7 protein-coding genes are annotated in these 6203 nt (G+C 52.7%); 4 read left to right on the plus strand and 3 right to left on the minus strand.

What is annotated here, in order from left to right; genetic code table 11:
- Positions 1–51: 51 nt before the first annotated feature.
- Both INT20_RS13470 and INT20_RS13475 read right to left on the minus strand, forming a co-directional pair.
- Complete coding sequence (locus INT20_RS13470) at positions 52–1371, minus strand: ABC transporter substrate-binding protein (RefSeq protein WP_193053969.1); 1320 nt, start codon at positions 1369–1371, stop codon at positions 52–54.
- Positions 1372–1509: 138 nt separating this feature from the next.
- Positions 1510–2475, minus strand: a complete 966-nt coding sequence (locus INT20_RS13475) for a sugar-binding transcriptional regulator (RefSeq protein WP_193053970.1) — start codon at positions 2473–2475, stop codon at positions 1510–1512.
- Positions 2476–2677: 202 nt separating this feature from the next.
- On the opposite strand from INT20_RS13475, the gene INT20_RS13480 reads away from it, so the two are divergent.
- Complete coding sequence (locus INT20_RS13480) at positions 2678–2989, plus strand: Nif3-like dinuclear metal center hexameric protein (RefSeq protein ID WP_193053971.1); 312 nt, start codon at positions 2678–2680, stop codon at positions 2987–2989.
- 11 nt (positions 2990–3000) lie between these two features.
- Here the strand turns inward: INT20_RS13480 and INT20_RS13485 are convergent, their stop codons facing one another.
- Positions 3001–3558, minus strand: coding sequence for an NUDIX hydrolase (locus INT20_RS13485; RefSeq protein WP_193053972.1), 558 nt, complete (start codon positions 3556–3558; stop codon positions 3001–3003).
- A gap of 92 nt (positions 3559–3650) precedes the next feature.
- Here INT20_RS13485 and INT20_RS13490 point away from each other — a divergent pair, with 92 nt between their 5' ends.
- From INT20_RS13490 to INT20_RS13500, 3 genes are all read left to right on the plus strand, one after another.
- On the plus strand, positions 3651–4328 hold the full coding sequence (locus INT20_RS13490; RefSeq protein ID WP_193053973.1) for a CoA pyrophosphatase: 678 nt from the start codon (positions 3651–3653) through the stop codon (positions 4326–4328).
- Positions 4325–4993, plus strand: coding sequence for a 2OG-Fe(II) oxygenase (locus tag INT20_RS13495; RefSeq protein ID WP_193053974.1), 669 nt, complete (start codon positions 4325–4327; stop codon positions 4991–4993). Before INT20_RS13490 ends, INT20_RS13495 begins: the two co-directional genes overlap by 4 nt.
- A gap of 473 nt (positions 4994–5466) precedes the next feature.
- On the plus strand, positions 5467–5898 hold the full coding sequence (locus INT20_RS13500; protein ID WP_172116000.1) for a PRC-barrel domain-containing protein: 432 nt from the start codon (positions 5467–5469) through the stop codon (positions 5896–5898).
- The last annotated feature ends 305 nt before the right edge of the window (positions 5899–6203 follow it).

A 6203-nucleotide genomic window follows, 5' to 3' on the forward strand; every position in this document is an offset into this window, starting at 1 on the left:
AGAAACCGTTACAACACACCTACCCGCGTAACGGGTAGGCGCTTTTACTTATTAGTCGTTGTAACCCGCTCGCTGCATAGTGCGCTCAGTGGCGCGCTGGGCGCTGTTAAGCGCTTGCTCTACCGTGGTGTCACCGGTTAACGCAGCGGCAATGCTCTGCCCTACCTGGGTGCCAATCGCTTGGAACTCGGGAATATTGACAATTTGCACGCCGGTATACGGGTTCGGCTCTAGCGTGGAGTCGGTCGGGTCGGCATTTTGAATCGCGTTCAGCACAAAATCAGCGAAAGGCGCCGCCTCCGTGTACTGCTCATTGGCGTAGGTGGATGCGCGAGTGCCCGGCGGTACGTTGGTCCACCCTTGGGTTTCGCCCACCAGCTCAATGTACTCTTGTGATGTCGCCCAAGAGATAAACTGCTTAGCGGCATCTTTATGCTCGGAGGAGGCTGGAATTGCCAGCGCCCAGGTCCATAACCAGTGCGAGCCTTTTGGCGTTTCAGCCACGGGCGCCGGGGCAAAACCGAGGTTATCGGCGACGCTCGACTCGTCACCATCATAAAGCGTGCCCGCAGCAGAGGTAGCGTCGACCCACATCGCACAGTTACCGCGTGAGAACAGCGCCAGGTTTTCATTAAAGCCGTTGGAGCTGGCGCCAGGAGGACCATAGTTACCCAGCAGGTCCACATAGAACTCAATGGCATTCATCCAGGGCTCAGAATTGATTTCGGGGTTCCACTCTTCATCAAACCAGCGGCCACCGTAGGTATTGACCAGCGTAGTGACGAAGGCCATGTTTTCACCCCAACCGGGTTTGCCACGTAGGCAGATACCCGCCACTCCTTCCTGCGCACCGTGGAGCTGCTCGGCCCAATCGCGTACCTCGCTCCAGGTCGGCTGTTCGGGCATTTCAATCCCGGCCTCCTCGAAGAGGTCTTTGCGGTAGTACATCATCGAACTTTCCGCATAAAACGGCAGCGCGTAGGGCGTGCCGTCAAGGCTTAGCCCGTCGCGTACGGAGGTCAACAAGTCGTCTACGGCGTACTCATCAGGCAGGTCATTCAAGGGTTCAAGCCACTCGCGCTCCGCCCAGATCGGTGCTTCATAAGCGCCAATCGTCATAACATCAAACTGGCCGCCGCCCGTGGCAATATCGGTGGTCATGCGCTGACGAAGAACGTTCTCCTCCAGCACGACCCAGTCCAGGGTGATATCGGGATGCGCCTCTTCAAACGCATCGGTCAAGCTCTGCATGATCACCATGTCGTTATTATTAACGGTGGCGACCGTGATTTCAGTTTGTGCCTGAGCATGGCCTGCCACGGCAATGGCCGCTGCTAAGGTGGTGACGGGCAAGTGACGCGCGAGTCGCATATAACTCTCCTTTGGCTAATGTTGGCATTATTATCGCCTGATCATTTTGATCATGTTTCGAACAAATGATCGTACGTAGAGGAAAAAAAATCAAAGCCCTGCGGCTTAGACTTTATGATTACGCCTCTTTTTAACGCATTACGCTTGGCGGGAAGGTAGCCGCTCAACAATGCGCCGTGCCGCCACTTCGTCGGTGATTAAGCCTTTTAACCAGCCGCCTTGTAGTGCCGCATGAATGCCTAACGCTTTATCGTAGCCACCGGCAATCGCGACCATAAGATGCTTGCCAAAATGCTCAAGCGGCAAGCTTGTCACACGCCGAGTAATGGAGCAGTCAATGACTTCGCCTTGGCTATTTAACGGCCAGCCGAGCAGCTCCCCCACGGCCTCCAAACCCAACAATTCATCAAGCTCGCGCTCACTGATAAAGTGGTCCTGGAACAACGTCGCCTGGCGGTCGATTCGCCCTACCCCAATAAACGCGGCTTCCGACGTCCGAGCCACATTGGCGATAGCCTGAAACAGGCGCTGGGAAAGCATTGCGTTTTTCTCGTCAATCGATTCGGCCACCACCGGCGCGGGGAGTAGAAATCGTTCGCCACCAGTTTTATCCGCCAAGAGCATCACCGCGTCGTAGCGGTTGGCCGAGCCATCCCGGGCGACATTCCCCACCAGCGACACAAACCGGTGCTGGGGCCGCTCCGTTCGATCAAGCGCTTCTACCGCCGCCCGCACAGAGCGTCCACTACCCAGTGATAACGTCAACGGCTCGCTACGCTCAACCAACTTGCCGATGCGCTCTGCCCCGGCAACGCCCAGGTAATACGTGGCGCTTTCCGCAGATGCCGTCTCAGCGGGCACTACATCGCAAAAGGTCAGCCCAAAATGTTCACGCAGCGTGTGACCCAGCGTCATGCAGCTCGAAATAGGATGGTCAATATGCACCTTCACCAACCCTTCCTGACGCGCAAACGCCAACAGACGCTGTACACCTGGCCGGGAAACACCCAACTGGCTTGCGATTTCATCCTGCGTTAGACCGCCCACATACGACATCCAGGCGGCTCTGGCCGCTTGGTCCAACTTCACCTCAAATTTATCCATCGGTTGGCGTCCTGCCTTTATTGATAACGTGACGATAACCATATTCACAAAAGCGTCATCATACAAAGCTAATCATGCGACCAGAAGCCGTCTGTTCGCTACTATTGTTCACTACTGTTGTTCACTACTATGTCACCAGGTATGTCACTAGGCTGTGTTTTAAGTGCCATTTTTTAAAGTCACGTTTTAACAGGAGTATGGCATGTATAAGCTTGCATTTTTTGTGCCCACTGACGATGCCGAAAGCGTTAAAGAAGCCGTTTTCGAGACGGGCGCCGGGCGAATCGGCAACTATGAAGCCTGCTGCTTTCAAACCCGTGGCACCGGTCAGTTTCGCCCGCTTTCGGGTGCTGACCCGCATATCGGCGCAGTCGGAACACTCGAGCACGTTGAAGAGCTTAAGGTGGAGCTCGTTTGCCAAGACACCTGCATACACGCGGCTATCGCCGCGCTTAAGCTTGCCCACCCTTATGAAGAAGTCGCCTATGATGTTTGGCAGCTTGCCGAGCTTTAGGGTTTGCTCGCTTAAGCACTACCAAAGTAACGTTCACGATCCTCAGATGTGATCGTGCCCGTATGTAGCGGAAAGTGGTGGTCCAGCCGGTCCCGGTAGAAATGATGCAGCGTCCGCTCAATGGTCGGAAAGGCTATCTCATCCCAGGGAATTTCATGCTCATCAAACAAGGCGACCTCAAGGCTTTCAACACCGGCGCTAAAGCCACCGACAAGCTCTGCCCGAAAAATCATGTACACCTGATTAATATGCGGTAAATCAATCAGGGTATAAAGGTCGCCCAGGAGCACCTCGGCATGTGCTTCCTCACGGGTTTCGCGGGCGGCAGCCTGTTGCGTCGTTTCAGCATTTTCCATATACCCGGCAGGCAGCGTCCAGTAGCCTTTACGAGGTGAAATGGCACGTTTACATAACAAGACTTTGGAGCCACTGACGGGTAGCGTTCCAGCGACAATGCGCGGGTTCTGGTAGTGAATAGTACCGCAGGCATCGCACAGGTAGCGCGGCCGGTCGTCACCTTCGGGGACCGCGAAACGTACGTTATCGCCGCACTGGCTGCAAAAATTCATGGCATATTCCTACGGCTAAATGGCACTCGTTATCGATGCTTGACGCACATAACCACTGCTGGGTAAAAAGGGACAAAGTGACGGGATACCCCATGTTAGAGAATCTACGCAAACGGCTGCAACAGCTCAACCCACAAAGGCTAGATCAATGTCAGATGCGCGAAGCCGCTGTGCTGATTCCTGTGGTTGATCGCGTATCGCCGACCTTGCTGTTTACACGCAGGGCAAGCCACTTAACTACCCATAGCGGTCAGGTTGCGTTTCCCGGCGGCAAACGCGAGCCGGAAGATACAGATCTTTACGCCACGGCGCTGCGCGAAGCTCAGGAAGAGATTGCTCTTGATCCAGCGGTGGTCGAGCCGCTAGGCCGACTTTCAGATGTGATTTCGCTGCATGGCCTGCGGGTAACACCGTGGGTAGGCATTATTCCACCGGACCTGCCTTTGGTCGCAGATCTCGGTGAATTAGACGCCATCTTTGAAGTCCCTCTTAGCCACTTTTTAGAGGACCAGCGTACCCATACGGATGTCATTCCTGTCGATGGCGTGCCTCACTACGTACCTAGTTACCACGTGGATGGCCATGTGATCTGGGGGCTTTCAGCGATGATGCTGGTCGAGTTGTTAGCCGAAGGATTTGGCATGCCCATCGACTTATATCAACAACCCCCGGGTATACTACGGCACTATCCTGAGCGTACTAGCCCTGAACGTACCAGCCAACTGTCCGCTGACCACCATCCGGCGATGCCCAAGAGTATACGCAAATGATGCTTTCAAACTTCACCACGTCGCCCGTGTTAACGCCCGCTGCACAAGTAGCGATTGTTGATGCGCTGGTGGAGCAAGGCTGGTATGTGGGGCGCGCGGCGATCAATCTTGATCTTTGCCACGCCTTACACCGTGAGCTTTCGCACATGGCCGAGCATGATGCGCTTGAAGAAGCCGGGATTGGCCGAGGTCAGCAGCATCATTTGCGCAAGGATATTCGCGGCGATGCTATTCACTGGCTGGATCGTCAAAGTGAAGCCCAACGCCACTATCTTGATGCAATGAGCGAGCTACAGCAGTCGCTTAACCAAGCGCTGTTTTTAGGCCTTTTTGAGTATGAAGCGCATTTTGCCCATTATCCGGCGGGCGCTTTTTACCAGCGCCATTTGGACAGCTTTCGCGGCCGCGCCAACCGGGTAATTTCTACCGTCGGCTATTTAAATCCTCAATGGCCAAGTGATGGCGGCGGCGAAATGGTGATCTATCATCCTGATGATGCCAGCAAGGAAGTTGCCCGTGTTGTACCGGAAGCCGGAACGTTTGCCTGCTTTTTATCAGAAACCGTTCCTCACGAGGTGCTTCCCACCCACCAACCTCGCTCCAGCATTGCTGGCTGGTTTAGGCGTAATGCTTCGCTAGGCGGCGTACTGGACCCTGCCCGCTAGGCTTTGTACAAAAACTGCTACTTAACCCCTATCAAAGCGGCATACATACCCCAGAGAAGTCTTCTCGAAAGAGGCAGGCTTCCATGCCCCCTGACACAACTTCCGTTAACTAGCACAACGAACCTGCCATTGATTGTAAAGCCTTGCCAACAGTCTTTAAAAATCCGATATTTAAAAAATATGTTAACAATACTATTGAAAAACAGAGCACAGCGACTACATTGATATTGTGTCAAACACGGAGCTTCACACAACCGTAACAAGGCTTTTTTAATTGCAAACAACGCTTAAAGCCTACTTTGCAACTAATCTACAAGCCTTTGGCACCTAATGTATATTCTACATTTTAAGGAAAGGCAGCGATTCAAGTATCACTGCCTGGTTCATAAACTGGATCGTCCTGAATCGTTAGCTTCAACTGTTTGATTTAGACACCAACGTAAGATACTGAGCCTTATCAAGGAGAAAGAGGAATGAAAATGATCAAATCAGCCGTCATTGGTACACTAATGGTTCCTGCTTTCATGCTAGCAGCAGGTAATGTAAGCGCCGAAGAAACAACATCAACGACCGTTGAAGTTGAAGCAACCTACCTGACCAGTGTACCAGAAAACGTTTTCTACTCAGACTCCCTTAAGGGCCATCATGTTAAAAGCACCGTCGAAGATGACGAGAACATCGGTACTATCCACGACCTGATTATTGATGAGAGTGGTCAAGTGACCGCTGTGATCATCGGTGTTGGCGGCTTCCTTGGCATGGGTGAAAAAGATGTCGCCATCGAGTGGGATTCACTCGAACTGATCTGGGATGCGGAAGGTAACGAGTATGATGTCCGCGTTAACGCTTCAAAAGAAGCGCTTGAAGAAGCCGCTGAATTTGAACGTGACGAAGCAGAAGCGTAAAGCAGCCTTCGTATACTAGTTCTAAGCACACTAGCTCTAAAAGCCTTAGCTTCTGCTAAGGCTTTTTTATATACAAATTAAAGCATAGCGTGCATTTAACACCCACACTTCCTACAAGATTAAAAAACGCTTCCTCTTTACACATACATACCAAGCGCTGGACTCAAACCAACAACATCAAGCTTTCTTTATTTTTCAGACACCTTAAAAAGCGCACTCTCTTTATCTGGCTCTTCGACGTTGGGTGTGGAATTTGTCTCCTGAGCTGGGCCAGAATAGGGGCTCCACAACAGCGGTAGGTATGG

Source organism: Halomonas citrativorans, from assembly GCF_014898005.1.
Lineage (GTDB): Bacteria > Pseudomonadota > Gammaproteobacteria > Pseudomonadales > Halomonadaceae > Vreelandella > Vreelandella citrativorans.